Source organism: Acinetobacter guillouiae, assembly GCF_002370525.2.
In the GTDB taxonomy this organism is placed as follows: Bacteria; Pseudomonadota; Gammaproteobacteria; order Pseudomonadales; family Moraxellaceae; genus Acinetobacter; species Acinetobacter guillouiae.
On sequence record NZ_AP014630.1, the window covers coordinates 1,734,805 to 1,760,747 of the forward strand.

The following is a 25,943-nucleotide window of genomic DNA, read 5'->3' on the forward strand; positions in this document are numbered from 1 at the left end:
TAAAACTGAAAGGCCAGCAACGATCTGCATTGTTGGCCTTTTTAATAAGATGCATGTTAAATAGTTTGCTTACGGAAAATGGGTGTTTTTTTCATCAAGGTACTCAGAGCTTGTTTAAACTCGTCACCTTGCAAACAAAGTGAGAATACAGTGGACTCATGATCGATCAGATTTAATAAATTATCGACAAGCATAGGATGCTAAGAAATGAGCCTCTAAATATAAAATAGTGAGTGGAAAGAATATGAAAACCAAAATTACAGAATTATTTGAAATTGAACATCCGATTATTCAAGGCGGTATGCATTATGTCGGTTTTGCCGAGCTGGCTGCTGCAGTTTCAAATGCTGGAGGGTTAGGAATTATTACCGGTTTAACCCAGCGAACACCTGAAAATCTAGCAAAAGAAATTGCCCGATGTCGAGAAATGACCGATAAGCCTTTTGGTGTCAATCTAACTTTCTTACCCACAGTCAATACACCTGATTATCCGGGTTTTGTCGAGGCAATTATTAAAGGTGGGGTAAAAGTTGTAGAAACAGCAGGCCGTAATCCTGAACAGGTCATGCCTTATTTAAAGGCTGCTGGAATTAAAGTGATTCATAAATGTACTTCGGTTCGGCATAGTCTAAAAGCTCAAAAAATTGGATGTGATGCTGTTTCTGTCGATGGTTTTGAGTGTGGTGGGCACCCCGGTGAAGATGATGTACCGAATATGATTTTATTGCCTTTAGCTGCCGATACCTTAGAAATTCCATTTGTTGCATCAGGTGGCATGGCTGATGGACGTTCACTTGCTGCCGCTTTAGCGATGGGGGCGGATGGCATTAATATGGGAACGCGTTTTATTGCAACTCAAGAAGCGCCAGTACACGCAAATGTAAAACAGGCGATCCTGAATGCTACGGAAAGAGATACCCGTTTAATTATGCGCGCTTTACGTAATACTGAGCGTGTTATGAATAATGCGGCTGTAGAAAAAATTGTAGCCAAAGAAAAAGCACTTGGTGACCAGATTAAATTTGAAGATATCATTGAAGAAGTTGCAGGTGTTTATCCTAAAGTGATGATTGATGGCGATGTCAATGCTGGGGCATGGTCATGCGGTTTGGTTGCCAGCCTGATCCATGACATTCCGACATGTGATGAACTGGTCAACCGTATTGTAAAAGATGCAGAAGACATTATTCGTGGACGTTTATTCGGGCTTTTATAAACATCTATTTGAGTTCAGCTTTATCTCGATGATGAAAGACTGCTTTTAAAGATCAGCACAACACTATGAGTTGTGCTGATTTTTAGCATCTGCAAGACAATAATATAGACACAGCAGGGCAAAAACTAAGCCCAAGATACATACACCTGTCCAGCCAAAATGTTTCCATGCATAGCTTCCACTCGTGGTCCCTAAAGCACCGCCAGCGAAATAACCTGTCATATAAATCGCATTGAAACGTGAACGTAATTGTTGGTTAAGCTTAAAGACAATACTTTGATTGGTGACATGAACAGCCGAGAGTGAGGCGTAAAGGATAAGTAAGGCAATGATATAAAAGATAAAATGATAAGGGAGCAACAAAAACAATAGCCAACTTAAAATCAGACCGATACCACAACATATCGAAATTTTATGAATATAGCCTTGATCAATAAATTTACCTGAAAAATTGGCAACGAATGTCCCTAAAACACCGACAAACCCAAATAAGCCAATCGTAAAATCACTGAAAAAATAAGGTGCGGGAGCTAAGAGTAAAGACATGGTGGTAAAGGTTAAGCTTACACAGGCAAAGGTTAATCCACCAATATAGGTTCTGATTCTTAGGCGACGATTTTGAATAAAGATTTGCGGCAGTGAGTGAATTGTTTTGAGATAATTTTCAGATTTGGTTGGAGGAAATAAGCCAATATTACGGTACAAAATAATCGCAATGAGCAATAATAAAAAACCGCTGAGCAGATAAATAACATTCCAAGCAAAAAGCGTCGACATCATCCCTGATAATGAGCGTGCCAATAAGACACCCATCATTAACCCACTCAGTAAAAATCCAACAACACGACCACTATGTTGAATTGGAACCAGACTGGCAGCCAGTGGTAACAACAGTTGGGCTGAACTAGAAAATAATCCTGTAATGATGGTACCGAGCATTAACAGATAAATATTGTGGGAAAAACCACTAATAATTAGCCCAATTGAGGCAAGCAGCATAAATATAAATAACAACTTACGCTTTTCAAGAATATCGCCTAAAGGCATTAAAAATAGCAGACCTGCTGCATAGGTGATTTGCGCTAAAGTAGGCACCCATGCTGTGGTGGTATCTGCTAAATTTAAACTTAGACTAATGGAATGAATCAGTGGTTGGCTAAAATAATTCCCACCAGTACAGATGCCTGCTGCAACTGCCATTAAAATAATGGTTGGGGTATAGAGAGTGTTTTTCATCATGCCTATGGTTTGTCATTATGAAATCGGAACTTTAATTCACACAACCATGTATCTGCTGATTTTAAGCATCTGATTTTAAACATCGTTGTTAAGGCGTTTCACTCAAAGCATCTTGAATGTTGTGCACCATATGGATTAAACGGGGTCCAATTTCACCTTCAAGTTTTTCAGGGTTTAAATGAAAACTTGGTGCACCGCAGTTAAACACATAAAGACCATGTTTGGAGCTGACTAAAGGTACAGCAACAGAGTTTACTTCTTTATGCCATTCACCTAAAGAAAGGCAATATCCGTAATCTTGATAATCTCGGAAAGCTCGTTCTAAAGAACGTTTAATTGCAGGCCAGTTTTCAGCATTTTTTTGTTTAAGCGCATCCAGTAAAAAATTACGCTCACGTTCAGGTGTAGCCGCCAAGCAAGCTCGACCCATGGAACTGCTGTGAATGGGTAGGGTTGAGCCGATGGGACGGCGCATATTTAAAGCAGTTTCGATCTGAACCACATCGATATAGACCATGTTTAAACGGTCACGGGTTGCCATCGCAACCGGTGCTTGTACATATTGGCTCATTTCTTCCATATAGCGATGTGCAATATTACGGATAGAAATATTGGACAAGGCTGCATAGCCTAAAGATAAAACACCGATATCCAAGGTATATTTGGTGGAGTTCGGTAGTTGTTTTAAATAGCCTAATGACACTAAGGTATTGGTTATCCGCGCAATGGTTGGTTTTGGTAAACCCGTCATTTTTGCCAGTTCTTGGTTACCCAAAACTTGATTGTTGGCAGAAAAACAACGTAATAGCTCTAAACCACGTGCTAAAGAAGCGATAAATTGTGGGTTATTTTCCCGATGAATATGTGAAATAGGATCAAGACGTATCTCATCAAAATTTATAGGTTGTTCAGTTTCTGAATTCTGAGACATTCAATACTCAAATATAATAAAGCAACAGTTTGGCTATTATATTTCGCTCTGCAAAATAAATCCATTCATCACTGCGCTGTTGTGATGAATGGATACTCGGTTAGTGATTAAACAGTCAATGTTATGACACGTTTTCAATCACCATGGCTAAGCCTTGTCCTACGCCGATGCATAAGCTAACGACAGCATATTTCTTATTACGGCGAATCAGCTCACGCGAAACTGTCAGTGCAAGACGTGCACCTGAAGCCCCAAGTGGGTGGCCAATGGCAATTGCACCACCATTTGGGTTGACACGTGGATCATTAAAATCAACATCTAAACCTTTTAAGCAAGATAATACTTGTGAAGCAAAAGCTTCATTGATTTCAATGATATCCATATCATCTAAAGTTAGCCCTGCACGTGCAACGGCTTTTTTGATTGCTTCGATTGGGCCAGCACCCATAATACGAGGTTCAATACCTGCTGCTGCTGCTGACAAGATTTTTGCCATTGGCTTTAAGCCATATTTTTGGCCCGCTGCTTCGGAACCGATGAGTAATGCAGCAGCACCATCGTTAATACCCGATGCATTTCCAGCAGTGACGACACCACCTTCAAATAATGGTTTTAATTTGGTTAAGGCTTCAACCGTTGAGCTTGGGCGAGGGTGCTCATCTTCAGAAACCAGTTTTGGTGGTAACTTTTTGCCTTGAAAGACTTCAATTGGGGTAATTTCATCAGTAAAAAAGCCGTCTTGTTTGGCTGTTTGGTACTTTGCTTGTGATTGGGCAGCAAATAAATCTGCTTGTTCACGGGTGATGCCAAACTCAAGCGCGACATTGTCACCAGTTTCAGGCATTGAGTGACCACCGTATTGCGCAATCAGCTTTTTGTTTGGAAAGCGTGAGCCAATTGTGGTGTCGTAAATTTTGGCCTCACGGCTATAGGCAGTTTCAGCTTTACCCATCACAAATGGAGCACGTGACATGCTTTCTACACCACCTGCAATATACAAGTCGCCTTCGCCACAGGTAATGGCACGTGCAGAGTCAATCACAGCACCCAAACCACTTGCACATAAACGGTTTACAGTTTGGCCAGGAACAGTCACAGGTAAGCCCGCGATTAATAGGGCATTTCTGGCAACGTTACGGCTATCTTCACCACCTTGGTTGGTATCGCCTAAAATAACATCTTCAATCGCTGCACCCGGAACCCCAGTTTTTTCAAGAAGCTTTTGTAAAACTGCCGCAGCTAAATCATCTGGACGTACTGAAGCAAGCTCACCTGCATGACGACCAATCGGGCTACGTAAACCATCATAAATATAGGCATTTAACATTGAGAAGTTCCTTTTCAAAATCCAGAATTAAAAGTAAGCGGTAAATTTAATGCGACACGACGTTGTAACCATGGGCTAGGGCGATAACGTGGGTCATAGGTCAGTGTTGAGATACGATTGAGAATGAGTAAGATTTTTTGGCTACCGATATGATCACCCCATTCAATAGGGCCAAATGGATAGCCTAAACCTAAACGGACTGCGGCATTGATATCATCGACACTGGCAATATTTTGTTGTGCAATATCACAACCTAAATTAATCACCATGGCTAAAACACGTTGTGCCACGAAGCCAATACTTTCAGCGATCATGCTGACCATAGCACCATCTAAATTAAACATAGAGTGGGCTACTTGACGATACTCAGTGTTTGTCGCCAGTGACGGCATTAACGTTCTATGTTTGCTTATGCCATATAGCATATCTATGCCAACAGCTTGTTGTGGATTGACTTTTAAACGTGTCGCTGCTTGGGTGGTATCTTCACCGTAGCAAGCGAGTAAACATAAACTCTCAGGTAATGGTTCTAAACCTGTATCTAAGACAATATTTTGCTGGATTAAATAATCTTCCAGTTGTTGTTTATCTTCAGCAAAATCAGCTGCAATCCAAACTTTTGGATAGTCTGTTAAACGCTCAACAAACTGTGCGGGTTTTTCACCTGTTTTTGTGCCTGTTTCATAGTGGTAAAAGCCTTGATTAACTTTACGCCCAAGTTGTTTGGCTTCAAGCATTTGTTTGGTCAATGGATTGGGCTTGTAACGGGCTTCTTCATAGTATTGATGATAAATCGACTCCATTACAGGATGTGATACATCCAGTCCTGTTAAATCCATGAGTTCGAATGGTCCCATTCTAAAACCAACACCATCTCTTAAAATGCGGTCAATTTCACTGATGTCACAGACGTTTTCATTTAAGATTTTTAACGCTTCGGTGCCATAGGCGCGCCCCGCATGATTAATAATAAATCCTGGGGTATCTTTGGCAACAACAGGTCGATGACCAAATGCACGTGACAACTCATTTAATGCATCTACAATGCGTGGATCCGTTTTTAATCCTTGGATTACTTCCACAACTTTCATCAGGGGTACCGGATTAAAGAAATGGAAACCGACTACACGTTGTGGTTTTTTACAGTTTGCTGCAATGGCTGTGATTGAAAGCGATGAAGTATTTGAGGCTAAAATAGTGGTGTCTGAAACGATCTCTTCAAGTTGTTGCATCAACGCTTGTTTAATATCTAAACGCTCAATAATCGCTTCCACAATCAAGTCGCAGGCTTTTAAATCTTCAAGTTGCGCTGCAACGATCAAATGTTTGTTGGCATTTTCCGCCTGTTCAGCGCTGATTTTATTTTTATCGACCAGCTTTTGAAAAGTTGCTGCCAGCTTTTCTTTGGCCTGTAGCGCAGCACCTTCTTTGGTATCATATAAATAGGTGGTATGACCTGATTGTGCGGCAATTTGAGCAATACCGCTGCCCATAATACCAACACCAATTACAGCCATGCTTTGAATATCATAAGTCATGTCGATCATCCTGATAACTGATCCAGATTAAACGAAAAATTAGAGACGGAAAAAATAGAAACGAAATAAACCAGTACAGTCTGGTGGGTTAACTCAGACATTGTTTATCACCATCAATCGGTAAAATTTGTCCAGAAATAGAGCAACCGCTTTCCGAGGCTAAAAATATACACAAATCGGCAATATGCTTTGGATTGACAAAATATTTGAGCGATTGATTTTTAAGTGCATTTTGCGTAACGGCATCCAAAGAAGTTTGAGCGACATCTGCACGCGCTTGTAACACCCGTTGAACACGTTCCCCATCCACTGCACCTGGAAGTATGGCATTGACTCGAATATTGTCTGCACCAAGTTCCATCGACAATGTTTTGGTAAAACCAATTAATCCCCATTTAGAGGTCGCGTAAGCCAAACGATATGGATAGCCCAAACGTCCAGCGATCGATGACATATTGATAATGACACCTGCTTCCGACTGTTTTAAAAAGGGGATAGCGAGTTGGGTGATAGCAAAGGTACTATTTAAATTAAGGTTTAATACCGCACTCCAATCGGCAAAACTCAATTCTGCTGCTGCGATGGTTGGGCCAGAAATCCCTGTATTATTGACCAGAACATCAATATGCCCCAGTTTGCTGGTGGCATCACTAAACATAGATTTGATTTCATCATGGTTAGATAAATCACATGCATAAATATGTAGTGCAGGATAGGCCTTTTGGAATTGCGCTAAGCTTTCTGCATTGATATCACAAACGAAAACTTCATCGTGATGTGCTAAGAATGCTTCTGCAATACATCGTCCAATTCCTGAACCGCCTGCACTAATCAATACTTTTCTAGCCATTTCTATTCCATTGTTGTTATCGATTAAGCTTATTTGCCTTGATATGATGGTTTACGCTTTTCAATAAATGCTTGAATGCCTTCATTTTTATCTTCGGTCGAAAACAACAATTGAAATGATTTGCGCTCCAATGCCAAACCTGCATTTAATGGAACATCTTCGCTCATTAATGCAACTTCTTTGATTTGTTGTAGGGCAATCGGTGGCATTTTTGCTAGACTTTGCGCCATTTGAATGGCAGTTGGGATGGTCTGGTCATCTTCAGTAACTTGGGAAACCAGTCCAATGCTATATGCTTCTTCTGCTTTGACCATTACACCCGTCATGATCATACGCATCGCGTGGAATTTACCCACTGCACGAAAGAGACGTTGGGTTCCACCAGCGCCAGGCATTAAACCGACTTTAATTTCAGGTTGACCAAAAGTTGCGCCTTTACCCGCAATAATAATGTCGCTATGCATGGCAAGTTCACAACCGCCACCCAGTGCATAACCATTTACAGCAGCAATTACGGGTTTAGGGCATTGCGCAATTGCATTCCAATAACGTTCTGTATGACGTAGCAACATTTCTGTAGAGGTTGCGCTTGCCATTTCTTTTAAGTCTGCCCCTGCGGCAAAAACTTCTTCACCACCTGTAAGCACAATGGCATTGATCTGGTCATTAAAACTTAACTCAGTAAACACTTGAGCCAGTTGCTGACGTACCTGTGTATTTAAGGCATTTTTAGCCTCTGGACGATTAATTTTCACGATCGCTACTTTCTGAACAGAATAGTCAACTTCAATGAAACTGTTCCCTGTTATTTCACTCATTTTTTGATTCCTTGTTTCGCAGATCAAAACTATGTTTCTTTAATAATGCGTGTTTTGAAATTTATTTCAAGTATTTTTTATTCCTTTTGACACTTTATCGCCTGCATATTTTTCTAAGTGATTGATATTTAATATTGGTAGAGTGTAAAATTTCGCTTAATGAAATTAATTTTCAAAAAAGCTTGAAATTTGTGTTTTTAATCTCGTACTATGAAACACATTCGCAGTAAACAAGATTTAAAACAGGGTATCCATTACCCAGCTGGAATAGCTGATGGATGCAATGAAGCTACAAAAGAAGGGAGATCATAGATGATCCGTGATGAAGGAATGTTGCAACAGTTGCTCACAACAATTCGTGACTTTGTAAAAAATGAATTGATTCCACGTGAGCATGAGGTTGCCGAGCAGGACAAAATTCCTGAGGATATCGTGCAACAAATGCGTGAGTTAGGTTTGTTTGGGTTAACCATTCCAGAAGAATATGGTGGATTGGGAATTACCATGGAAGAGGAGGTGAATGTTGCATTTGAACTTGGGCAAACTTCACCAGCATTCCGTTCACTGATTGGTACCAACAATGGTATTGGTTCAAGTGCGATTTTGATTGATGGTACAGAAGAACAAAAACAAAAATATCTTCCTCGTTATGCCAGCGGTGAAATTATTGGTTCATTTTGCTTAACCGAACCTGAGGCTGGTTCAGATGCCGCCTCTTTAAAAACCAGTGCGGTCAAAGATGGTGATTTTTACGTTTTAAACGGCACTAAACGCTTTATTACCAATGCACCACATGCTGCTACTTTTACCGTGATGGCGCGGACCAATCCTGATATTAAAGGCGCAAGTGGTATTTCTGCATTTTTAGTTGAAGCCAATACGCCTGGGATTAGTTTGGGGAAAATCGATCAAAAGATGGGACAAAAAGGTTCTCATACTTGTGATGTGATTTTTGAAAACTGCCGCGTTCCAGCATCAGCACTGATTGGTGGGATTGAAGGTATTGGTTTTAAAACAGCCATGAAGGTTTTAGATAAAGGTCGTTTACATATTGGTGCATATAGCGTCGGTGTGGCTGAACGGATGTTAAATGACGCACTTCACTATGCCATTGAGCGCAAACAATTTGGTCAGCCGATTGCTAATTTTCAATTGATCCAAGCCATGCTTGCAGACTCAAAAGCTGAGATTTACGCGGCAAAATGTATGGTGCTCGATGCTGCGCGTCGCCGTGATAATGGTGAAAACATTAGTACAGAAGCATCTTGTTCAAAAATGTTTGCCACTGAAATGTGTGGTCGGGTCGCAGATCGCTGCGTACAAATTCACGGTGGTGCTGGTTATATCAGTGAATATGCGATTGAACGTTTTTATCGTGATGTGCGTTTGTTCCGTTTATATGAAGGAACCACGCAAGTTCAACAATTGATTATCGCAAAAAACATGATTAGGGACGCTACAGCCTAATAACAATTAGATGCCATGAGGCAGCGGATGCCTCATATTCCTTCTGAGGATATGGACATGACAACGGAAACAGTTACACAAAATAATAGCGGTAATAATGGTGCTGGAGAGGTGATTCAGACACCCAAAAAGATTTGGATTACGGCCTTTATCTTTGCTTTTTTTACTTTGCTTTGTGATGGCGCAGATTTAGGCTTTTTAGCGTTAAGTTTGACCAGTTTAAAGGCTGAGTTTCATCTGAGCGGTGTACAAGCAGGAACTTTGGGCAGTTTGACACTGTTAGGTTCCGCCGTGGGTGGTTTAGTTGGTGGATGGGCTTGTGATCGCTTTGGCCGAGTGCGCGTGATTGTATTCTTTATTGCTTTTTCTTCTGTTCTGACCTGTGCATTGGGTTTTACCCATTCATATATGCAATTTGCAATTTTAAGAACAGTCGGTGCAATGGGCTTAGGCGCACTTTATATTGCCTGTAATATTTTAATGTCTGAAATGGTACCGACCAAACATCGTTCTACAGTGTTGGCAACACTGATGACGGGCTATACCTTGGGGTCTTTACTTGCGACTTTATTGGCAGGTCATATTATTCCTGAACATGGCTGGCGTTTCCTATATTGGCTTGCAATTACCCCGATTATTTTATCAGTACTGATGCATTTTATCGTACCTGAGCCTGAGTCATGGAAAAAAGCACGCCAATTAAAAGTCATTGCAACGCCACAAAATGCACAGCCCGTTAAACGTCAGAATCCGTATTGGGAAATTTTGAAAGATAAGAAACATGGCACCATGTTTGTGCTGTGGATTTTGAGTACTGGTGCTTTGCAATTTGGTTATTACGGGGTGAGTAACTGGTTACCAGCTTATTTGGAATCTGATCTAGGAATCAAGTTTAAAGAAATGGCGATGTATATGGTCGGCACTTTCTTAATCATGATGTTTGCCAAAATTATTGCTGGGATTATTGCGGATAAATTAGGTCGCCGCGCTGTATTTGCATTCGGCACAATTGGCACAGCTCTATTTATTCCCGTGATTGTTTACCTTAACACGCCTGCCAATATTTTATGGCTCATGTTGTTCTTTGGTTTTCTATACGGCATACCGTATGCAATCAATGCCACGTATATGACTGAAAGTTTTCCAACCTCAATTCGAGGCTCAGCGGTTGGCGGTGCATATAACATCGGTAAAGTACTTTCAATTTTCTCACCATTAACCATCGGTTATTTATCACAACATGGTTCGATTGGTTTAGGACTGTTGGTGATGGCTGGAGCGTACTTTATATGCGGTGTAATTCCACTGTTATTTATTAAAGACCGACTATTTAACCCGCAAAAGGCAGAGTGACAATTTGACCTGTCACGTCAATTTAAGGATGAAAAGGGACAAGCGAAATGATAAATAAAATCACCAGTGACATTGAACCGATTTTAAAGGCAATTCCTGATGGCGCAACCATCATGACCAGTGGTTTTGGTGTGACAGGTCAGCCTGCGGAACTGATTGAAGCCTTAATCGATTTAGGTAAAAAAGAGCTGACCATTGTCAATAACAATGCTGCCTCTGGTGATCGTGGTTTGACCAAGCTGATCATTGCAGGTTGTGTCAGAAAAATGATCAGTTCATTTCCAAAGTCAGCGGGTTCGACCGTATTTCAAGACTTATATCGTGCAGGAAAGATTGAATTAGAACTGGTTCCACAGGGCAACTTAGCCTGTCGTATTCAAGCGGCAGGTGCAGGTCTAGGTGCAATATTTACACCTACAGGCTATGGCACAAAAGTCGCAGAAGGCAAAGAAACCAGAACCATTAATGGTCGAAACTATGTACTTGAGTATCCGCTTGAAGCTGACTTTGCTTTGATTTATGCCGATCAAGCCGATCGTTGGGGGAATTTGACCTATCGCAAGGCAGCACGGAACTTTGGCCCGATTATGGCAAAAGCGGCAAAAACAACCATTGTTCAAGTGAATCATACGGTAGATCTAGGAAGCCTTGATCCTGAGTGCATTATCACCCCTGGGATTTTTGTACAGCATGTTGTCAAAGTAGGAGATATCTAATGTCAGTTCAAAAACGTTCTCGTGAAGATATCGCTCAGTTGATTGCTCAGGATATTCCCGAAGGAGCTTATGTCAATTTAGGTATTGGTTTACCTACCAACGTTGCGAAGTATTTACCTCAAGACAAAGAAATCTTTCTACACTCAGAAAATGGGGTTTTGGCCTTTGGCCCACCACCCAAAGCAGGTGAAGAAGATGAGGACTTGGTCAATGCTGGAAAGGAGTTAGTGACTTTGCTGGATGGTGGCTGCTTTATGCATCACGGAGATTCTTTTGACATTATGCGTGGTGGGCATCTGGATATCTGTGTGATTGGTGCTTTTCAGGTCGCAGTGAATGGCGATTTAGCCAATTGGCATACTGGCAAAGCTGATGATGTTCCCGCTGTAGGTGGTGCAATGGATTTAGCGGTGGGAGCCAAGTCAATTTATGTCTATATGGAGCATGTCACCAAAAAGGGCGAAGCTAAAATTGTTGATGTACTGAGTTATCCCATTACAGGGGAGCAGTGTGTAGATCGTATTTATACCGATTTATGCATTATTGAATTAAAAGGTCACAAAGCCTATGTCACTGAAATGGTTTCGGGACTGAGTTTTGATGAATTACAGGCAGTAACGGGCTGCCCGTTGATAGATGCACGAGACGCTTAGTTTATAAGTGTAGGAAAAAAAAGCTTCTTTAAGGATTAAAAGATGAAAAAATTAATTTTAGCTACAGCTTGCGCTGTGGCTTCAGGGACTATTTTTGCAAATTCGCCAGTGACAGCAGAACAACGGATTAATCTGTTAGAGACAGAGCTGCAAAAACTCAAAGCAGAACTCGAAGCTCAAAAGCTGTCACAAAATAATTTGCAGGTCAAACAAGCAAAAATTGAAGAAAATGTAGAAAAAAATAAAGCACTTGAAACTGCGAAACCAATTGCACCTTCGTGGGTGACTTGGACAGACAATGTTAAAGTCTATGGAATTGCTCGACTTGATGCCGCAGTTGATTTTAAGTCCTCACCAGATTCGGGAGGAAGAACCACCAATAGCTTAAACCGGACTCCGTTTGAAAGTGACAAACGTTCCAATCATGCCCGTTCAGATGCCATGATCAATGCCAGTCGAATCGGGGTGTATTTCAACAGTCCAGATAAGGCTGTAACAGGAAATATTGAAGCCGATTTTTTTGACAGTGCCAACATGGGTACAGGCGATGGTAAATTCCGTATTCGTCATGCTTTCTTTACTTATAAAGATTGGACTTTCGGTCAAACATGGTCTTTGATGTCCAATATGGAAACACGTACAGAGTCCGTCGATTATACTCAGTTTATGGGAACCTCTTATACCCGTACACCTCAAGTGCGCTATGATTGGAAGATAAATGGCAAGAGTGATTTAAAAGTCGCATTGGAATACACTGGATCTCGGGTTTCAGCATTCCCGACATTGACAGGTCGATATACCATAAAAGAAGGTGCTTTAACGGCTTTGGCTCAAGGTTTTGTCAATGAAAAATCTGTAGATGTTGCGAAAGATACCGTTAAAAAAGTCAGTTGGGGCGCGGGTGCAGGTTTAAAATACCAACTCAGCCCAGCGCAATCTGTACAGGCGAATTATCAATATATTGTGGGTGATCAAAAATTCATGCCATATACCACACAAACTGGCCTGACAAATGCAACCAGCTTAAATGCGGCAGGTGATTTTTCTTTAAATGCGCAAAAAACAGATTTAGAGATGAATAAACTCAATAGCTTAAATATTGGGTATTCATATAAATTTAATCCACAATGGCGTGCAAATTTATCTGCATCGATTTTTGATTTTGATGATGATTCAGCCTATGCAAAACTCAATCCTGACGCAAATAAGCGTTTAACGGATTATGCTGCCAATCTGTTTTATTCACCTGCTGAGCAAATTGATATTGGTATGGAATATCATCAAGGTAAGCGTGAAGTGTTTGATGGAAGAACAGCAGATGTTTCTCGCATTAACTTTGTGTCGATGTACAAATTCTAAAATAAGGTGAGCTGCGCAATGGAAAAAATAGTTCAACCTGACACAACGCATATCTTGTCAAAAAGCTTTATTTTCATCATGGCAATGGCATGTGGAATTTGTGCAGGTTCGAACTATTATAACCAGCCTTTGATTTATTCTATTGCAGAAGCTTTACAGGTCAATGCAGAGCAAGTCGCTTTAACAATTGTAATCGGCCAACTCTCTTATGCAGTTGGTCTGTTTATCTTGGTGCCGCTCGGTGATTTTTTTGAAAAGCGTAGCTATATTTGTCTGTTGATGTGCTGCACAGGTTTTGCCCAGATCGGACTTTCTTTAAGCCAAAGTTTGCCCGTATTGTATGGTTTTACCTTTTTAGCCACCTTCTTTTCGATTACGACACAAGTCTTGGTACCGTTTGCTGCTGGTTTGGCGAGCCCTCAAAAAAGCCCACAAATTGTCGGAACACTGATGAGTGGCTTGTTTTTAGGTATTCTCTTGGCCAGATCAATCGCAGGCTTACTTTCGACCGTTTGGTCATGGCATGCGGTATATTTACTCAGTGGTATGGTGATTTTAGCTTTTGCAGTAGTGATGTGGCTTAAATTACCCGTTGCTCGAAAATCTCATCAATTAACAGTGCTGCAAATTTATCGTTCATTATTTACATTGGCCGTTGATCAGCCACATTTAATCCGCCGTGGTCTGGCAGGTGGGATCGGCTTCGGTATATTGGCGCTGATCTTTACCACCATGACTTTTATTCTTGCCAATGCGCCTTATCATTTTAATGATTTCCAAATTGGTTTATTTGGCATAGTTGGTTTGGCGGGTGTGTTTGCAACCCCTTGGGCGGGAAAACAAATTGCCAAAGGATTGGAAAATAAAGTTGCACTGATTTGTATGTGGTTATTGGTACTGGCATGGATTCCACTGTTTTTTGCCCAGCAGTCTTTGCTGGCTTATGCAGGGGGGGTGATTTTGGCTTATTTTGGTTTATCAGCCTTTCATGTACTTAACCAAAATTTGGTCTATCGAATTTCAGCACAAGCACGTTCTCGAATTAATTCTATTTATATGACACTGTATTTTGGTGGTGCTGCGCTGGGTTCTTTGGTTGCGGTCTACACATGGAAACACTGGGGATGGAGTGTCTGTGTAGCTGTGGGGTTAGCTATGGCAATTCTAAGTTTTATAATTGACCGAATAGATTTTTATGCCATGAAGAAAACAGTGATAAAAGATTAATCTCACGCTGCGCCTTGCGCTGCAAACAAAGCAGTGCTTTGTTCTTGCTCAGGATTGTGGCTAAAATTATCTCAGCCTTCGTTATGAAACTTGAAAATAGTCTCGCTATTCTCTTTGTTTCCTGCCTTGCCTGCTCAATTTTAGCCTACAACGCAAGCTATTTATGAAATGTCAACAGACCCTAAGCCCTTTGGGGGCTTAGTCTTTTTATTATTTTCGTATGATCATCAGTGTTGCCGTCGCAAACGCATAAATTTTGCCATTTTCATCCACAATTTTACCTTCTGTGGTGATGATATTACGTCCAGCATTAATCAGTTCAGCTTGTGCGTAGTAGGCGGTATCGATCTGCATTGGGCGAATCATTTTCACATTGAGATCTATCGTGCCATAACCCACGCCATGTTCCAGCAAGGTATGTGCTGCACTTCCCGTTGCAGTATCTAAAGCAGTTGCACAAAAACCGCCATGGATTGTTCCTTGTATATTTCGATGCGCTTGACTTGGCGTAACCTTATACGTCGCTTTGCCTTTAGAAACTTCGATTAACTGCATAGGAATGGTTTGCGCCATTGGCGATGCTGAAATTTCACTATTTTTTAAAGCAGTTAAGAATTCAAGACCTGTGTATTGAGGGTTATCCATAAATCATCCTTGGAGTGTTAAGCGATCTAATTACCATACTATAAAATTAAATTTTACGAAATAATATTTTGCTATACAAAATTATTTTTTAATAAAATATTATACTTGGATTTTGATTTAATTGAATATTATTGTTTAAATACAGCTTTTTGTGTCGAGTTATCATGCTTTTGGCGGTATTTTTGAATAAATTTAGCTAATAAAAATGAAAATAAATTTTGCAATAAGAAATTTATTTGATATTTTTAAGCAATCGTAAAATAAAATTGTCATCTAAGGGAAATCATCTCTATCTGCATCATCGGCAGAAGAACTGAAAGGGAAACACTATGCCTTTATACAAAGCACCACTGCGTGATATGCAATTTGTATTGCATGAAATGCTGCAAACAGAAGAAAACTACCAAAAACTACCCAAATATCAGGAAACGGTCAGTCGTGAATTGATCAATCAATATTTAGATGTCGCAGCAGACTTTTGTGAAAATGAGCTTGCACCCATCAATCAAAATGGTGATCAGGAAGGTTGTCATTTAAATCAGGGTGTCGTCACAACTCCAGCGGGATTTAAACAGGCTTATCATAAATATACTGAATTGGGTTTTACCTCTCTGACGGCGGATCCTGAATATGGCGGTCAAGGTCTACCTACTTTATTGCGTATTGCAATCTCAGAAATGCTGTGTGGTTCTAACTGGGCTTGGGCAATGTATCCAGGTTTATCGCATGGCGCAATGCGCACCATTGAACATCATGGTACAACAGTACAGAAACAACAATTTTTAAGTAAACTGATTAGTGGCGTGTGGACAGGGACAATGTGTCTGACCGAATCACATGCAGGTTCAGATTTAGGTTTGATCCGCACCAAGGCCGAACCAAACCCAGATGGAAGTTATGCAATTACGGGCGAGAAAATCTTCATCTCTGCTGGGGAACATGATCTGTCAGAAAATATTATTCATATTGTTTTAGCCCGATTACCACAAGCACCAGCGGGGACCAAAGGGATTTCCCTGTTTATCGTGCCAAAATATAACCTCAATGATGCAGGTGATTGCCAAGATCGCAATAAGGTTATCTGTAGTGCGATTGAACACAAGATGGGGATTCATGGCAATGCAACCTGTGTTTTAAATTTTGATGGGGCCAAGGGCTATTTAATTGGTCCTGAAAACCGTGGGCTAAATTGTATGTTTACCTTTATGAACACAGCACGTATTGGAACAGCTGTACAAGGGTTGGCGGCTTCGGAGATTTCATTTCAAGGTGCATTGAGTTATGCCAAAGAACGTTTGGCGATGCGCGCTTTATCAGGTGCAAAATACCCAGATAAAAATGCCGATCCGATTATTGTACATCCAGCTGTGCGTTCGATGTTAATGACGCAAAAAGCCTTTTCTGAAGGTGGTCGAGCACTGGCATATTTTCTGGCTCAACATGTTGATATTGTCGAAACATCCAATGATCCTGAACAACAGAAAATCTCAGATGAATTGTTGGCATTTTTAACCCCGATTGCCAAAGCTTTTTTAACTGAATCAGGCAATGAAGCGGCAAAACACGGCGTACAAATTTTTGGTGGGCATGGATTTATTGTTGAACATGGTATGGAGCAAATTGTTCGTGATGCACGTATCTCAACCTTGTATGAGGGAACCACAGAGATTCAGTCTTTAGATTTGCTGGCACGTAAGGTGCTTAAGTCGGAAGGCAAATTATTAAAGAATATGACTGATTTAATAGAACAGTTTATTACAGCCAACCAATCAAATGTTGTATTGGCAGCTTATCTGGAAAAACTGACGGAACTCAAGCAACAGTGGTTATCAATCACCGACAATGTTGCTAAAAAAGCGCAGCAAAACCCAGAAGAAATTGGCGCTGTTTCAGTTGATTATCTGTATTTCTCTAGCTATGTCGTGTTTGCTTATCTTTGGGCTCGTATGGCACAAGTAGCACATGAAAAGTTAAGTCAAGCAACGCAGGACGAAAAATTTTATCAGGCTAAATTAACCACAGCGAAATTTTTCTTTCAAAAATTATTACACCGTACCCAAAGTCATGCGGCTGCTATTGCATCGGGTGCTGAAGCGGTAATGGAATTAGAACAAGATGACTTTGCTTTTTAAGCAGGGTCAGGATGTTTTTTATTTAAATGAGTAAAAATAAATGGATTTTCAACATATTTTAATTCGTCAGGAAAATCGGGTGGGTTATTTAACTTTAAACCGTCCCGAGGTGCTCAATAGTTTTAATGAGCAAATGCATCGTGAAATTGCTGCAATTTTAGACCTGTGGGCGGTTTCTACTGAGATTAAAGCCATTGTAATCTCTGGTTCAGGCAAGGGCTTCTGTGCGGGTCAGGATTTAAGAGCTAGAAATAAAGAGGTGATAAGCGCAGCTGATTATGATGCAGGTGCTGCCTTAGAAAAATTTTATAATCCGTTAGTCGTTAAAATTTCCAATATGACTAAACCTGTTGTGGCTGCAGTCAATGGCGTAGCGGCTGGTGCAGGGGCGAACTTGGCTTTGGCTTGCGATATTGTTGTGGCCAAGCAATCTGCTGCTTTTATACAGTCTTTTTGCAAAGTCGGCTTAATCCCAGATGCTGGTGGAACGTGGAATTTGCCACATTTGGTGGGGCTAGCCCGTGCCAAAGGTTTGACTATGTTCGGGGATAAGTTATCTGCCCAGAAAGCCTTAAATTGGGGGCTTATTTGGGAGGTCTATGAAGATGATGCTTTTGATCAAGGGGTGATTGAATTGGCGGAACGTTTGGCAGAGCAACCAAGCAGTTCGATTTCGCTAATTAAAAAGGCATTAAATACTGCCTCGCAAAATACTTTGGCTGAACAGTTACAGTTGGAACGAGAGTTACAGCGTATTGCTGGACAATCAGACAATTATAAAGAGGGTGTTGCGGCCTTTATCGAAAAAAGGAAAGCTAATTTTAATTGATTAAATCTAAGCCTAATCATGGTTAAGCAGTAAAAGTTAACTCAAAAAGCACTCACTTTGGAGAGTGCTTTAAAATAAGTAATAAGAGGGTCTGTTTACAATTCGTCTATGCTTGCGACTACGTGTGTTTTTTAGGCGATTTTAGGCGCGAAATACGAAATTTAGTCATTCTAAATGATGAGAAACATTGTTTCGCAAGGTAACACGAAGCGACAAAAAACACGCTAGTCCCCCGCTGCGCCTTGCGCTGCAAACAAAGTAGTGCTTTGTTCTTGCTCAGGGTTGTGGTTAAAATTATCTCAGCCTGCGTTATGAAACTTGAAAATAGTCTCGCTATTCTCTTCATTTCATGCCTTGCCTGCTCAATTTTAACCTACAACGCAAGCTATTTATGAAATGTCAACAGACCCTAGTTTTGATCGTTGTTTACATGCTGGTTTTTAACCTTAGCAAGCTAAATAGAGCTTTTATTTTTTATATATGAAGTAAGTTGCGAGAAGAGAAGGAATACCAAAATTAAGTAAAAATATTAAGAATTCTTCTTTAACCGCATATCCTGCTTGTATGCCCATATACATATTCCAGCTCATTGCTACAAACCACATCAAGATGAACAGAATAAAAAATAATGTTGGACTAAAGCGACCACGTAATATTCGACTTATAAAAAGAATTACAAGGAGTAGCATTATACCGATGAGAATCGTATAGAAAGTTCGCATATTGGGTCACCATTTGAATTAGAGATTATTTATATTTTCATTCATCATATCGAAGTTGCTTTACCACATTTGTTTTAACTTTATTTTATTGTTGAGCATAATACTTCCCTTATTTTGGCGACTTAATGATTAAAGTAGCGAATAAGACAACGATAACTGTTTTTAGTAGAAGAATAATGATATGAAATTTGGCATGTCTATTCGAATTTTCGAACAATCTAAAAGCTATTGGGCATTTTGATGTAATTCAAAAATAAGCAACAAGGTTCAGTCAGAAATTGTTGCTTGGGGTGCTTTGAAATGTTGATTCAATTTTGGAGCGGGAAGGTCAATGATCCTGTTTCCCTTGGCTAAATTTTTGAAGACTAAATTCTCCAGATGAGAATTCTGGAGAATCAATGAAGCTCACTTTTGTAAAACCCGATTAAGGCAAATCTAATTCTTTACGCATCTTTAAAGATCGAAGTAATGCCTGATCACGAAGTAATTGAAGATTCTTATCGCCTAGTTTTTTAACAAACTGCTGAGTTTCTTCATTCAGCATCTCAATTTTTTCTTCAGACAAGGTATAAGGGTGCATATCAGCCCACCATTCAGACATCGGTTCACCTAAATGATGCATAGCAGCTTTAAATCCATGTTGATTGGCCAACTGCATATTTAAATAAGGACCAAATATTGCCCAACGTAATCCGGGGCCATTGGTGATGGCGATATCAATATCTTCTGCGCTACATACACCTTCAGAAACCAGATAAAATGCTTCTCTCCAAATTGCAGACTGTAAACGATTGGCGACATGGCCTTTGACTTCTTTCTGAATTAAAATCGGTTTTTTCCCCAAGAATGTATAAAATTCAAAAGCATCATGGATATAGTTCGCTTGGGTTTTTTCTCCACCAATAATCTCAACCAACGGTAATAAATGTGGTGGATTAAAAGGATGGCCCAGTACAATTCTTTCAGGATATAGACAATCATGTTGAATATCTGAGATTTTTAAGCCAGATGAACTTGAGGCAATAATGCTATCTTTGGGGCAGTTTTGAGTGAGCTGTGCATATAAGTCTTTTTTTAGATCAATCCGCTCAGGACCATTTTCTTGAATAAAATCAGCATCTTTTACCGCATCTGCTAGATTTTGATAAAAAGTGAGATTTTTTAAAGTGTCTGAAACATAATGATCAGAAGAGGTGGTTTGCTCTTCAGCCAATTCAAACAAATCAAGTAAATAGGTCTGAACTCTATTTTTTAAATTTAATTCTGCATCAACTGCAGGATCAAAAGCACTCACCTGAAATCCTTTACTTAAATAGAATGCTGCCCAACTTGCACCAATAACACCAGTACCAATAATGGCAACTTTATTTATGGGTTTCATATATTCATTTTCCTTGAATAACCTGAGAACGTTGGATTGTCTCGTTATGACACATGACAAAGTGAGCCTTTCACTTTGATAAAAACTAAAGATAGAAAAACTAAAAAACAGTAGGGGAGGATTTCCCCCTACAAATGAATATGTATTACATCTGGTTAGATGATTTACATAGAGATAAATTCATGATCATTGCAATCATCAACTGTATTATTGAGCGGTATAACCACCATCCATAACCACTGCCTGACCCGTCACGCCTGCTGCTTTTTCACTCGCCAAGAAAACGGCATAATCTGCAATTTCTTCAACATTGAGTAAGCGTTTTTGTGGCACCATGGCTAAAATGACATCTTCAAGTGCACTTGTTTCGCTGACATTGCGGGTTTTTGCTAAATCTTTAATTTGACCACGTACCAAAGGTGTGTCGACATAACCTGGGCATAATGCATTGACCGTGATTCCATCACGAGCAGATTCTAACGCTGCAACTTTAGTTAAACCGATCACCCCATGTTTGGCACTGTTATAACCCGCTTTTCCAGCAAAGCCGATTAAACCATTGATCGAAGCCATATTGATAATACGGCCATAGTTTTGTGCCTTCATGATTGGAAATGCATGTTTGATTCCAATAAAAGAACCCACCAGCATGACATTCAGTAGTTTTTGATAAATGGCCGTTGGAAATTCTTCGATGGCAGCAACATGTTGAAAACCAGCATTATTGATCAAAATATCCAAACGACCAAAGGTGCTATGTGCTAGACCAATAGCAGCAGCATAAGCATCTTCATCTGAAACATCACAAGGTGCAGATAAGGCTTCAAATCCATCAGTTTTTAAGGCTAAAACTGCTTCATTACATTTGTCCGCATTCATATCCGAAATCACCACTTTTGCACCTTCAAGGGCAAATTTTTTGGCAATTTCAAGACCAATTCCACTTGCTGAACCTGTGATAAATGCAACTTTATCTTTGAGAAGTTGACTCATTATTGACTCCCTGTGTTCATTTTGAAGATAAACTTAGACGATACCAAACCATGTAAATGCAGCAATTGCGACAAATACTGCAACTGTTTTAATGATGGTAATGGCAAAAATGTCTTTATAAGATTGTTTATGTGTAAGTCCAGTGACAGCAAGCAGGGTAATTACTGCGCCGTTATGCGGTAAGGTGTCCATACCGCCAGATGCCATTGCAACAATACGATGCATGACTTCAGCAGGTATGCCCATTGCAGCAATAGCTGTATTGTATTGGTCAGCCATGGCACTGAGGGCAATACTCATACCGCCAGATGCTGAACCTGTAATCCCTGCCAAAACGGTTGTGGTGACTGCACCATTGACCAATGGATTGGTAAATGTATGCCCCAAAGCATGACTGATTACAGCAAAACCCGGTAAAGCGGCAATGATTGCACCAAAACCATACTCAGATGCAGTGTTCATCACAGCGAGTAAAGAACCACCTATACTTGCGTTTACGCCTTCTTTAAAGCTGGTTGAAACACGACGATAATCGAACATAATCGCAGTGACAATCCCAACAATTAAAGCCAAACCAACTGCCCAAATCGCTGACGTTTTTGCGACATCGACAGTGTAATTTGCTAGTCCAAGCGCATTAAAATCAAAGCCATTTGGATACCATGTTTTAATTGCTGTAGATAAATATTTATTCATCACTGCAACTAAAATTAAGGGAACAAATGCCATGAATTGACGTAGACCAGAACCATTATCTTGTTGCTGAGATTGATTTTCAAATTGTTGAAGTTCGGCTTCTGTTAAAGTAATACCCGATGCAAAACCATCTCCATTGCGAGCAGCAACACGACGACGCCATTCCAGATAAGTTAAACCGACACCTAGAACAAAGATTGCACCGATAATCCCTAAAAATGGCGCTGCATAAATATTGGTTCCAAAAAATGTAGTTGGAATAACGTTTTGAATCTGAGGCGTACCCGGTAAGGCATCCATGGTAAAGGAGAAAGCACCCAGTGCAATCGTGCCAGGAATCAAACGTTTAGGGATATTTGCTTGTCTAAATAATTGGTTTGCAAAGGGATAGACTGCAAAAACCACGACAAATAAACTGACGCCGCTATAGGTTAAAATTGCCCCTAGCAGAACAACTGTAAGCATTGCATTTTTAGAGCCAATTAATTTAACAATCGTTTTGGCAATGGATTCAGCAATACCTGACATTTCAACGACTTTACCAAAAATCGCACCCAGCAAAAACACCAAGAAATAATCTTTAATAAAGCCCACCATTTTTGGCATAAACACACCAGAATAAAATGGTAAAACGTTGGCAGGGTTAATCAGCAAGACGGCCAATAAGGCACAAATCGGTGCCATGAGAATTACAGAAAATCCTCTGTAGGCTGTGTACATCAACAAGCCAAGAGAAAGCAAAATTATACCCAGTTCCCACATATTTTTACTCCGTCCTTAAAGAATATATGTCAAAACCCACCTTGTTTTTTATTTCAAATCACGACAAGGCTATCTCAATCATAAAAATGCATTAGTGAGTGAAACCAATAAAAATGGATATCTAGAGAAATTAATCTTGATCAATAAATTTAGCTTTTATAAATCGTCCAGACTTATAAATTGGAATATCCATTTCCAAATGATGGATAAAACTATAATCCAAATTATTCGAGGCATTGTTTGAAAATATTTATGAGTCAATATGGAAAACTAATGAATAGAAACAAGTTTCATGAGGTTTTTGCGCAATAGGTCATAGATAAGCAAAAGAAAAAGCCAAATTGGATGTGCAGACGAATGAGTATATGTTGAGCGTTTTAATTTTTATTTACAGCAGTGGCTTTATTGACAAGTATATTGCTTGAAATACGTCATATATCGATTTTGTCCTGATTTAAATGCATAGACATATTTTTTACAGATCACACAAATTAAAAACTTTCATTAAGACATCAATCTGAGCAAAAGTGAGATCAGCTAGCATGGATTAATATCTTATTCTATAAGCAAATCGATAGCTCAAATGACTCATTTTAGGATCAAAACTCGCTTGGTTTAGCGTATTATAGAGCTATAAATCAGTTAGGTTGCCGTATGACACTCAAACAGTTAAAAGCTTTTTTAGTTCTTGCTCGGACATTGAATTATGCCAATGCCGCCAATGAACTTTGCCTAAGTCAATCTGCTTTAAGCTTAAGTATCAAAAGTTTAGAGGATGAGTTGGGGGGCAAGCTGTTTAAGCGCAATACCCGCCGTGTGGATCTTACTGCTGAGGGAAATTCGTTGATTCCATTTGCTAAAAAACTTTTGGCAAACTGGGAAGACATGGAAAGAGATGTCAAACAGCGTTTTAAATTACATCGTGGCACATTGAATATTGCCTCGATGCCTTTCGCAACACATGCCGTTTTACCTGCTGTACTGCATGAATTTAATAAGAATCACCCCAATATCAATTTTTCAATCCATGATATTCCCAATGAAAAAATTATTGAAAAAGTCCAAGAGGGCATTTTTGAAATTGGGATTTGCTTTGAACCACAACACAATGATCAATTAATTTTTAAGCCATTTTTCAATGAAGATTTTTTAGCACTACTTCCCAAGGATCATGAGTTGGCGCAGCGTAAAAGTGTGACATGGCGTGAGCTGTATGCTTATCCTTTTATCACTTTACAGAAACCTTCAATCATTCGACACGTGGTGGAAGAGAAATGTTCACAAAATAATATGATCTTAGATTTAAAACTTGAGTGTCATCAGATCAGTTCATTGTCGCATTTTGTGGCTTTTGGTATGGGGGTCAGTGCAATTCCACGTCATTTTCAAAATTATATCGATAAAGAAAATAATGTCTTGGTCGAAATTGAAGAGGGCAATGTCAATCTTTCGGTTGGGATTATTTATAAAAAAGATTTTGAACTTTCTAATATTTCTTCGCAATTTATTGAAACGATATTGGCACATCAGTTTTAAAAGACTATCACCTCATCATAAAGCCCACTGTTTCAGGATAAAATCAGATTAATGAGTTTTACTCATTAGACATTTGAAAGAATCAATTTCTAAAATAATTTGCTCGATGTTAATAATAATAATTCTAAAGGACATAGAGTTAAAACGATGAACAAAGTTGTCGCGAATGCACATGAAGCTTTGGCTGATGTGGTTGCAAACAACCAGACTTTTGCAGTGGGTGGTTTTGGATTATGTGGTATTCCAGAAGCATTGATTGATGCCTTAAAAGAAATTGGCGTAACGGGTCTAACTTGTATTTCTAACAATGCAGGTGTGGATGATTTTGGTCTAGGCAAGCTTTTACAAACCAAACAAATTAAAAAAATGATTTCATCCTATGTCGGTGAAAACAAAGAATTTGAACGTCAATATTTAAATGGTGAACTTGAAGTTGAGCTGACACCTCAAGGCACCTTGGCTGAAAAGTTACGTGCAGGTGGTGCAGGCATTCCAGCGTTCTTTACCCAAACAGGTGTTGGGACATTGATTGCCGAAGGCAAAGAAGTTCGCGAATTTGATGGTAAAGATTACATACTCGAACAAGCATTGGTTGCAGATATTGCTTTGGTAAAAGCCTATAAGGCAGATAAAGCTGGTAACTTAATTTTTCGTAAGACTGCACGAAACTTTAACCCTGAGTGTGCAATGGCTGGCAAATTGACCATTGTCGAAGTTGAAGAAATTGTTGAAATTGGTGAGTTAGATCCAGATTCAATTCATTTACCGGGCATTTATGTAAGTCGTATTGTTTTAAATGCGCAGCCTGAAAAACGAATTGAACAATTGACATTGAAGACGGAGATTTAATCATGGCTTGGACGCGTAATGAAATGGCTGAACGTGCAGCGCAAGAGCTTGAAGATGGCTTTTATGTCAATCTAGGCATTGGCTTACCCACCTTGGTTGCAAACTATATTCCTGACAATATCAATGTCTGGCTTCAATCTGAAAATGGCTTATTGGGGATTGATGAATTTCCAACACAAGCTACTGTCGATGCAGATTTAATTAATGCGGGTAAACAAACCGTAACTGCACGTAAGGGCGCTGCGTTTTTCTCTAGTGCTGAATCTTTTGCCATGATTCGTGGTGGTAAGGTCAATATTGCCATTTTAGGATCGATGGAAGTTTCCGAAAAGGGAGATTTAGCCAACTGGATGATCCCAGGGAAAAAAGTAAAAGGCATGGGCGGTGCAATGGATTTGGTTGCTGGTGTACAAAAAGTCGTGGTGTTGATGGAACACTGTGCTAAAGATGGTAGTCCTAAAATCGTCGCTGAATGTTCATTACCGCTTACTGGAAGACTGGTCGTAAACCGTATAATTACCGATCTAGGAGTGATGGATATCACGCCCCAAGGTGTTGAGTTGATTGAATTGGCCAAAGATGTGAGCCTAGAGCAAATTCAGGCGGCAACTGGGGTAGAACTGATCACCTCAAATCTCGCTGTGGCTTGATTGTGACAAAGCAAGCTTAAAATTCTAATTTAACCAGCCAAGTTTAAATGCTAA

22 protein-coding genes and 1 pseudogene are annotated in these 25,943 nt (G+C 39.8%); 12 read left to right on the forward strand and 11 right to left on the reverse strand.

The window, feature by feature from the left end; translation table 11 throughout:
• Positions 1-56: 56 nt before the first annotated feature.
• A pseudogene (locus AS4_RS21965) lies at positions 57-194 on the reverse strand (enoyl-CoA hydratase); the annotation flags it as partial.
• A gap of 50 nt (positions 195-244) precedes the next feature.
• On the opposite strand from AS4_RS21965, the gene AS4_RS07940 reads away from it, so the two are divergent.
• The gene (locus AS4_RS07940; protein ID WP_004721466.1) at positions 245-1,216 is read left to right on the forward strand and encodes an NAD(P)H-dependent flavin oxidoreductase; all 972 of its coding nucleotides are present in this window, start codon (positions 245-247) and stop codon (positions 1,214-1,216) included.
• Between the two features lie 63 nt (positions 1,217-1,279).
• On the opposite strand, the gene AS4_RS07945 is transcribed toward AS4_RS07940, so the two are convergent.
• The 6 genes from AS4_RS07945 to AS4_RS07970 all read right to left on the reverse strand — a co-directional run bounded on the left by AS4_RS07945 (position 1,280) and on the right by AS4_RS07970 (position 7,919).
• Positions 1,280-2,455, reverse strand: a complete 1,176-nt coding sequence (locus AS4_RS07945; RefSeq protein WP_004820527.1) for an MFS transporter — start codon at positions 2,453-2,455, stop codon at positions 1,280-1,282.
• 88 nt (positions 2,456-2,543) lie between these two features.
• Positions 2,544-3,386 (reverse strand): IclR family transcriptional regulator, encoded by an 843-nt coding sequence (locus tag AS4_RS07950; RefSeq protein WP_004721464.1) that lies wholly within the window; start codon positions 3,384-3,386, stop codon positions 2,544-2,546.
• A gap of 121 nt (positions 3,387-3,507) precedes the next feature.
• A complete protein-coding gene (locus AS4_RS07955) occupies positions 3,508-4,713 on the reverse strand; it encodes a 3-oxoadipyl-CoA thiolase (RefSeq protein WP_096733802.1) in 1,206 nt (401 codons plus the stop codon).
• 14 nt (positions 4,714-4,727) lie between these two features.
• Positions 4,728-6,251: a 3-hydroxyacyl-CoA dehydrogenase gene (locus AS4_RS07960; RefSeq protein ID WP_096733803.1), complete on the reverse strand. Its 1,524-nt coding sequence runs from the start codon at positions 6,249-6,251 to the stop codon at positions 4,728-4,730.
• An 88-nt stretch (positions 6,252-6,339) separates the two neighbouring features.
• Complete coding sequence (locus AS4_RS07965; RefSeq protein WP_096733804.1) at positions 6,340-7,101, reverse strand: SDR family oxidoreductase; 762 nt, start codon at positions 7,099-7,101, stop codon at positions 6,340-6,342.
• 29 nt (positions 7,102-7,130) lie between these two features.
• The gene (locus tag AS4_RS07970; RefSeq protein ID WP_004721460.1) at positions 7,131-7,919 is read right to left on the reverse strand and encodes an enoyl-CoA hydratase; all 789 of its coding nucleotides are present in this window, start codon (positions 7,917-7,919) and stop codon (positions 7,131-7,133) included.
• A 312-nt stretch (positions 7,920-8,231) separates the two neighbouring features.
• Between AS4_RS07970 and AS4_RS07975 the strand changes: the two genes are divergently transcribed.
• The 6 genes from AS4_RS07975 to AS4_RS08000 are packed head-to-tail and all read left to right on the forward strand — an operon-like array spanning position 8,232 to position 14,694.
• Entirely contained in the window at positions 8,232-9,386 is a 1,155-nt protein-coding gene (locus tag AS4_RS07975; protein ID WP_004721459.1) for an acyl-CoA dehydrogenase family protein, read from the forward strand.
• 57 nt (positions 9,387-9,443) lie between these two features.
• Positions 9,444-10,739 (forward strand): MFS transporter, encoded by a 1,296-nt coding sequence (locus tag AS4_RS07980; protein WP_016539715.1) that lies wholly within the window; start codon positions 9,444-9,446, stop codon positions 10,737-10,739.
• A 47-nt stretch (positions 10,740-10,786) separates the two neighbouring features.
• Positions 10,787-11,455: a 3-oxoacid CoA-transferase subunit A gene (locus tag AS4_RS07985; RefSeq protein WP_004721455.1), complete on the forward strand. Its 669-nt coding sequence runs from the start codon at positions 10,787-10,789 to the stop codon at positions 11,453-11,455.
• Positions 11,455-12,108 carry a 3-oxoacid CoA-transferase subunit B gene (locus tag AS4_RS07990; RefSeq protein WP_004721453.1) on the forward strand — a complete coding sequence of 218 codons (654 nt, stop codon included), beginning with the start codon at positions 11,455-11,457 and terminating at the stop codon, positions 12,106-12,108. Before AS4_RS07985 ends, AS4_RS07990 begins: the two co-directional genes overlap by 1 nt.
• A 42-nt stretch (positions 12,109-12,150) precedes the next feature.
• Positions 12,151-13,467 carry an outer membrane trimeric porin-like protein DcaP gene (gene dcaP / locus AS4_RS07995; protein ID WP_096733805.1) on the forward strand — a complete coding sequence of 439 codons (1,317 nt, stop codon included), beginning with the start codon at positions 12,151-12,153 and terminating at the stop codon, positions 13,465-13,467.
• An 18-nt stretch (positions 13,468-13,485) separates the two neighbouring features.
• Positions 13,486-14,694 carry an MFS transporter gene (locus AS4_RS08000; RefSeq protein ID WP_034614883.1) on the forward strand — a complete coding sequence of 403 codons (1,209 nt, stop codon included), beginning with the start codon at positions 13,486-13,488 and terminating at the stop codon, positions 14,692-14,694.
• Between the two features lie 210 nt (positions 14,695-14,904).
• Here AS4_RS08000 and AS4_RS08005 read toward each other — a convergent pair whose 3' ends face one another.
• Entirely contained in the window at positions 14,905-15,339 is a 435-nt protein-coding gene (locus AS4_RS08005; RefSeq protein ID WP_096733806.1) for a PaaI family thioesterase, read from the reverse strand.
• A gap of 329 nt (positions 15,340-15,668) precedes the next feature.
• Here AS4_RS08005 and AS4_RS08010 point away from each other — a divergent pair, with 329 nt between their 5' ends.
• The gene (locus AS4_RS08010) at positions 15,669-17,471 is read left to right on the forward strand and encodes an acyl-CoA dehydrogenase C-terminal domain-containing protein (RefSeq protein ID WP_096733807.1); all 1,803 of its coding nucleotides are present in this window, start codon (positions 15,669-15,671) and stop codon (positions 17,469-17,471) included.
• A 40-nt stretch (positions 17,472-17,511) separates the two neighbouring features.
• Positions 17,512-18,300, forward strand: coding sequence for a 2-(1,2-epoxy-1,2-dihydrophenyl)acetyl-CoA isomerase PaaG (gene paaG, locus AS4_RS08015; RefSeq protein WP_096733808.1), 789 nt, complete (start codon positions 17,512-17,514; stop codon positions 18,298-18,300).
• Between the two features lie 1,146 nt (positions 18,301-19,446).
• On the opposite strand, the gene AS4_RS08025 is transcribed toward paaG, so the two are convergent.
• The 3 genes from AS4_RS08025 to AS4_RS08035 all read right to left on the reverse strand — a co-directional run bounded on the left by AS4_RS08025 (position 19,447) and on the right by AS4_RS08035 (position 22,854).
• Positions 19,447-20,403 (reverse strand): 3-hydroxyacyl-CoA dehydrogenase NAD-binding domain-containing protein, encoded by a 957-nt coding sequence (locus AS4_RS08025; protein ID WP_096733810.1) that lies wholly within the window; start codon positions 20,401-20,403, stop codon positions 19,447-19,449.
• 207 nt (positions 20,404-20,610) lie between these two features.
• Positions 20,611-21,396, reverse strand: coding sequence for a 3-hydroxybutyrate dehydrogenase (locus AS4_RS08030; protein ID WP_096733811.1), 786 nt, complete (start codon positions 21,394-21,396; stop codon positions 20,611-20,613).
• Between the two features lie 33 nt (positions 21,397-21,429).
• Positions 21,430-22,854 (reverse strand): GntP family permease, encoded by a 1,425-nt coding sequence (locus tag AS4_RS08035; RefSeq protein ID WP_004820560.1) that lies wholly within the window; start codon positions 22,852-22,854, stop codon positions 21,430-21,432.
• A 654-nt stretch (positions 22,855-23,508) separates the two neighbouring features.
• Between AS4_RS08035 and AS4_RS08040 the strand changes: the two genes are divergently transcribed.
• The 3 genes from AS4_RS08040 to AS4_RS08050 all read left to right on the forward strand — a co-directional run bounded on the left by AS4_RS08040 (position 23,509) and on the right by AS4_RS08050 (position 25,889).
• Positions 23,509-24,390 carry a LysR family transcriptional regulator gene (locus AS4_RS08040; RefSeq protein ID WP_004721435.1) on the forward strand — a complete coding sequence of 294 codons (882 nt, stop codon included), beginning with the start codon at positions 23,509-23,511 and terminating at the stop codon, positions 24,388-24,390.
• 147 nt (positions 24,391-24,537) lie between these two features.
• Positions 24,538-25,239, forward strand: coding sequence for a CoA transferase subunit A (locus AS4_RS08045; RefSeq protein ID WP_004721433.1), 702 nt, complete (start codon positions 24,538-24,540; stop codon positions 25,237-25,239).
• 2 nt (positions 25,240-25,241) lie between these two features.
• Positions 25,242-25,889: a 3-oxoacid CoA-transferase subunit B gene (locus tag AS4_RS08050; protein WP_004721431.1), complete on the forward strand. Its 648-nt coding sequence runs from the start codon at positions 25,242-25,244 to the stop codon at positions 25,887-25,889.
• The last annotated feature ends 54 nt before the right edge of the window (positions 25,890-25,943 follow it).

What these genes read in the sequence shown, in the direction of transcription:
- AS4_RS07940 (WP_004721466.1), top strand. Translation starts at nt 245, where the DNA reads ATGAAAACCAAAATTACAGAATTATTTGAAATTGAACATCCGATTATT.
- AS4_RS07945 (WP_004820527.1), bottom strand. Translation starts at nt 2,455, where the DNA reads ATGATGAAAAACACTCTCTATACCCCAACCATTATTTTAATGGCAGTT.
- AS4_RS07950 (WP_004721464.1), bottom strand. Translation starts at nt 3,386, where the DNA reads ATGTCTCAGAATTCAGAAACTGAACAACCTATAAATTTTGATGAGATA.
- AS4_RS07955 (WP_096733802.1), bottom strand. Translation starts at nt 4,713, where the DNA reads ATGTTAAATGCCTATATTTATGATGGTTTACGTAGCCCGATTGGTCGT.
- AS4_RS07960 (WP_096733803.1), bottom strand. Translation starts at nt 6,251, where the DNA reads ATGACTTATGATATTCAAAGCATGGCTGTAATTGGTGTTGGTATTATG.
- AS4_RS07965 (WP_096733804.1), bottom strand. Translation starts at nt 7,101, where the DNA reads ATGGCTAGAAAAGTATTGATTAGTGCAGGCGGTTCAGGAATTGGACGA.
- AS4_RS07970 (WP_004721460.1), bottom strand. Translation starts at nt 7,919, where the DNA reads ATGAGTGAAATAACAGGGAACAGTTTCATTGAAGTTGACTATTCTGTT.
- AS4_RS07975 (WP_004721459.1), top strand. Translation starts at nt 8,232, where the DNA reads ATGATCCGTGATGAAGGAATGTTGCAACAGTTGCTCACAACAATTCGT.
- AS4_RS07980 (WP_016539715.1), top strand. Translation starts at nt 9,444, where the DNA reads ATGACAACGGAAACAGTTACACAAAATAATAGCGGTAATAATGGTGCT.
- AS4_RS07985 (WP_004721455.1), top strand. Translation starts at nt 10,787, where the DNA reads ATGATAAATAAAATCACCAGTGACATTGAACCGATTTTAAAGGCAATT.
- AS4_RS07990 (WP_004721453.1), top strand. Translation starts at nt 11,455, where the DNA reads ATGTCAGTTCAAAAACGTTCTCGTGAAGATATCGCTCAGTTGATTGCT.
- dcaP (WP_096733805.1), top strand. Translation starts at nt 12,151, where the DNA reads ATGAAAAAATTAATTTTAGCTACAGCTTGCGCTGTGGCTTCAGGGACT.
- AS4_RS08000 (WP_034614883.1), top strand. Translation starts at nt 13,486, where the DNA reads ATGGAAAAAATAGTTCAACCTGACACAACGCATATCTTGTCAAAAAGC.
- AS4_RS08005 (WP_096733806.1), bottom strand. Translation starts at nt 15,339, where the DNA reads ATGGATAACCCTCAATACACAGGTCTTGAATTCTTAACTGCTTTAAAA.
- AS4_RS08010 (WP_096733807.1), top strand. Translation starts at nt 15,669, where the DNA reads ATGCCTTTATACAAAGCACCACTGCGTGATATGCAATTTGTATTGCAT.
- paaG (WP_096733808.1), top strand. Translation starts at nt 17,512, where the DNA reads ATGGATTTTCAACATATTTTAATTCGTCAGGAAAATCGGGTGGGTTAT.
- AS4_RS08025 (WP_096733810.1), bottom strand. Translation starts at nt 20,403, where the DNA reads ATGAAACCCATAAATAAAGTTGCCATTATTGGTACTGGTGTTATTGGT.
- AS4_RS08030 (WP_096733811.1), bottom strand. Translation starts at nt 21,396, where the DNA reads ATGAGTCAACTTCTCAAAGATAAAGTTGCATTTATCACAGGTTCAGCA.
- AS4_RS08035 (WP_004820560.1), bottom strand. Translation starts at nt 22,854, where the DNA reads ATGTGGGAACTGGGTATAATTTTGCTTTCTCTTGGCTTGTTGATGTAC.
- AS4_RS08040 (WP_004721435.1), top strand. Translation starts at nt 23,509, where the DNA reads ATGACACTCAAACAGTTAAAAGCTTTTTTAGTTCTTGCTCGGACATTG.
- AS4_RS08045 (WP_004721433.1), top strand. Translation starts at nt 24,538, where the DNA reads ATGAACAAAGTTGTCGCGAATGCACATGAAGCTTTGGCTGATGTGGTT.
- AS4_RS08050 (WP_004721431.1), top strand. Translation starts at nt 25,242, where the DNA reads ATGGCTTGGACGCGTAATGAAATGGCTGAACGTGCAGCGCAAGAGCTT.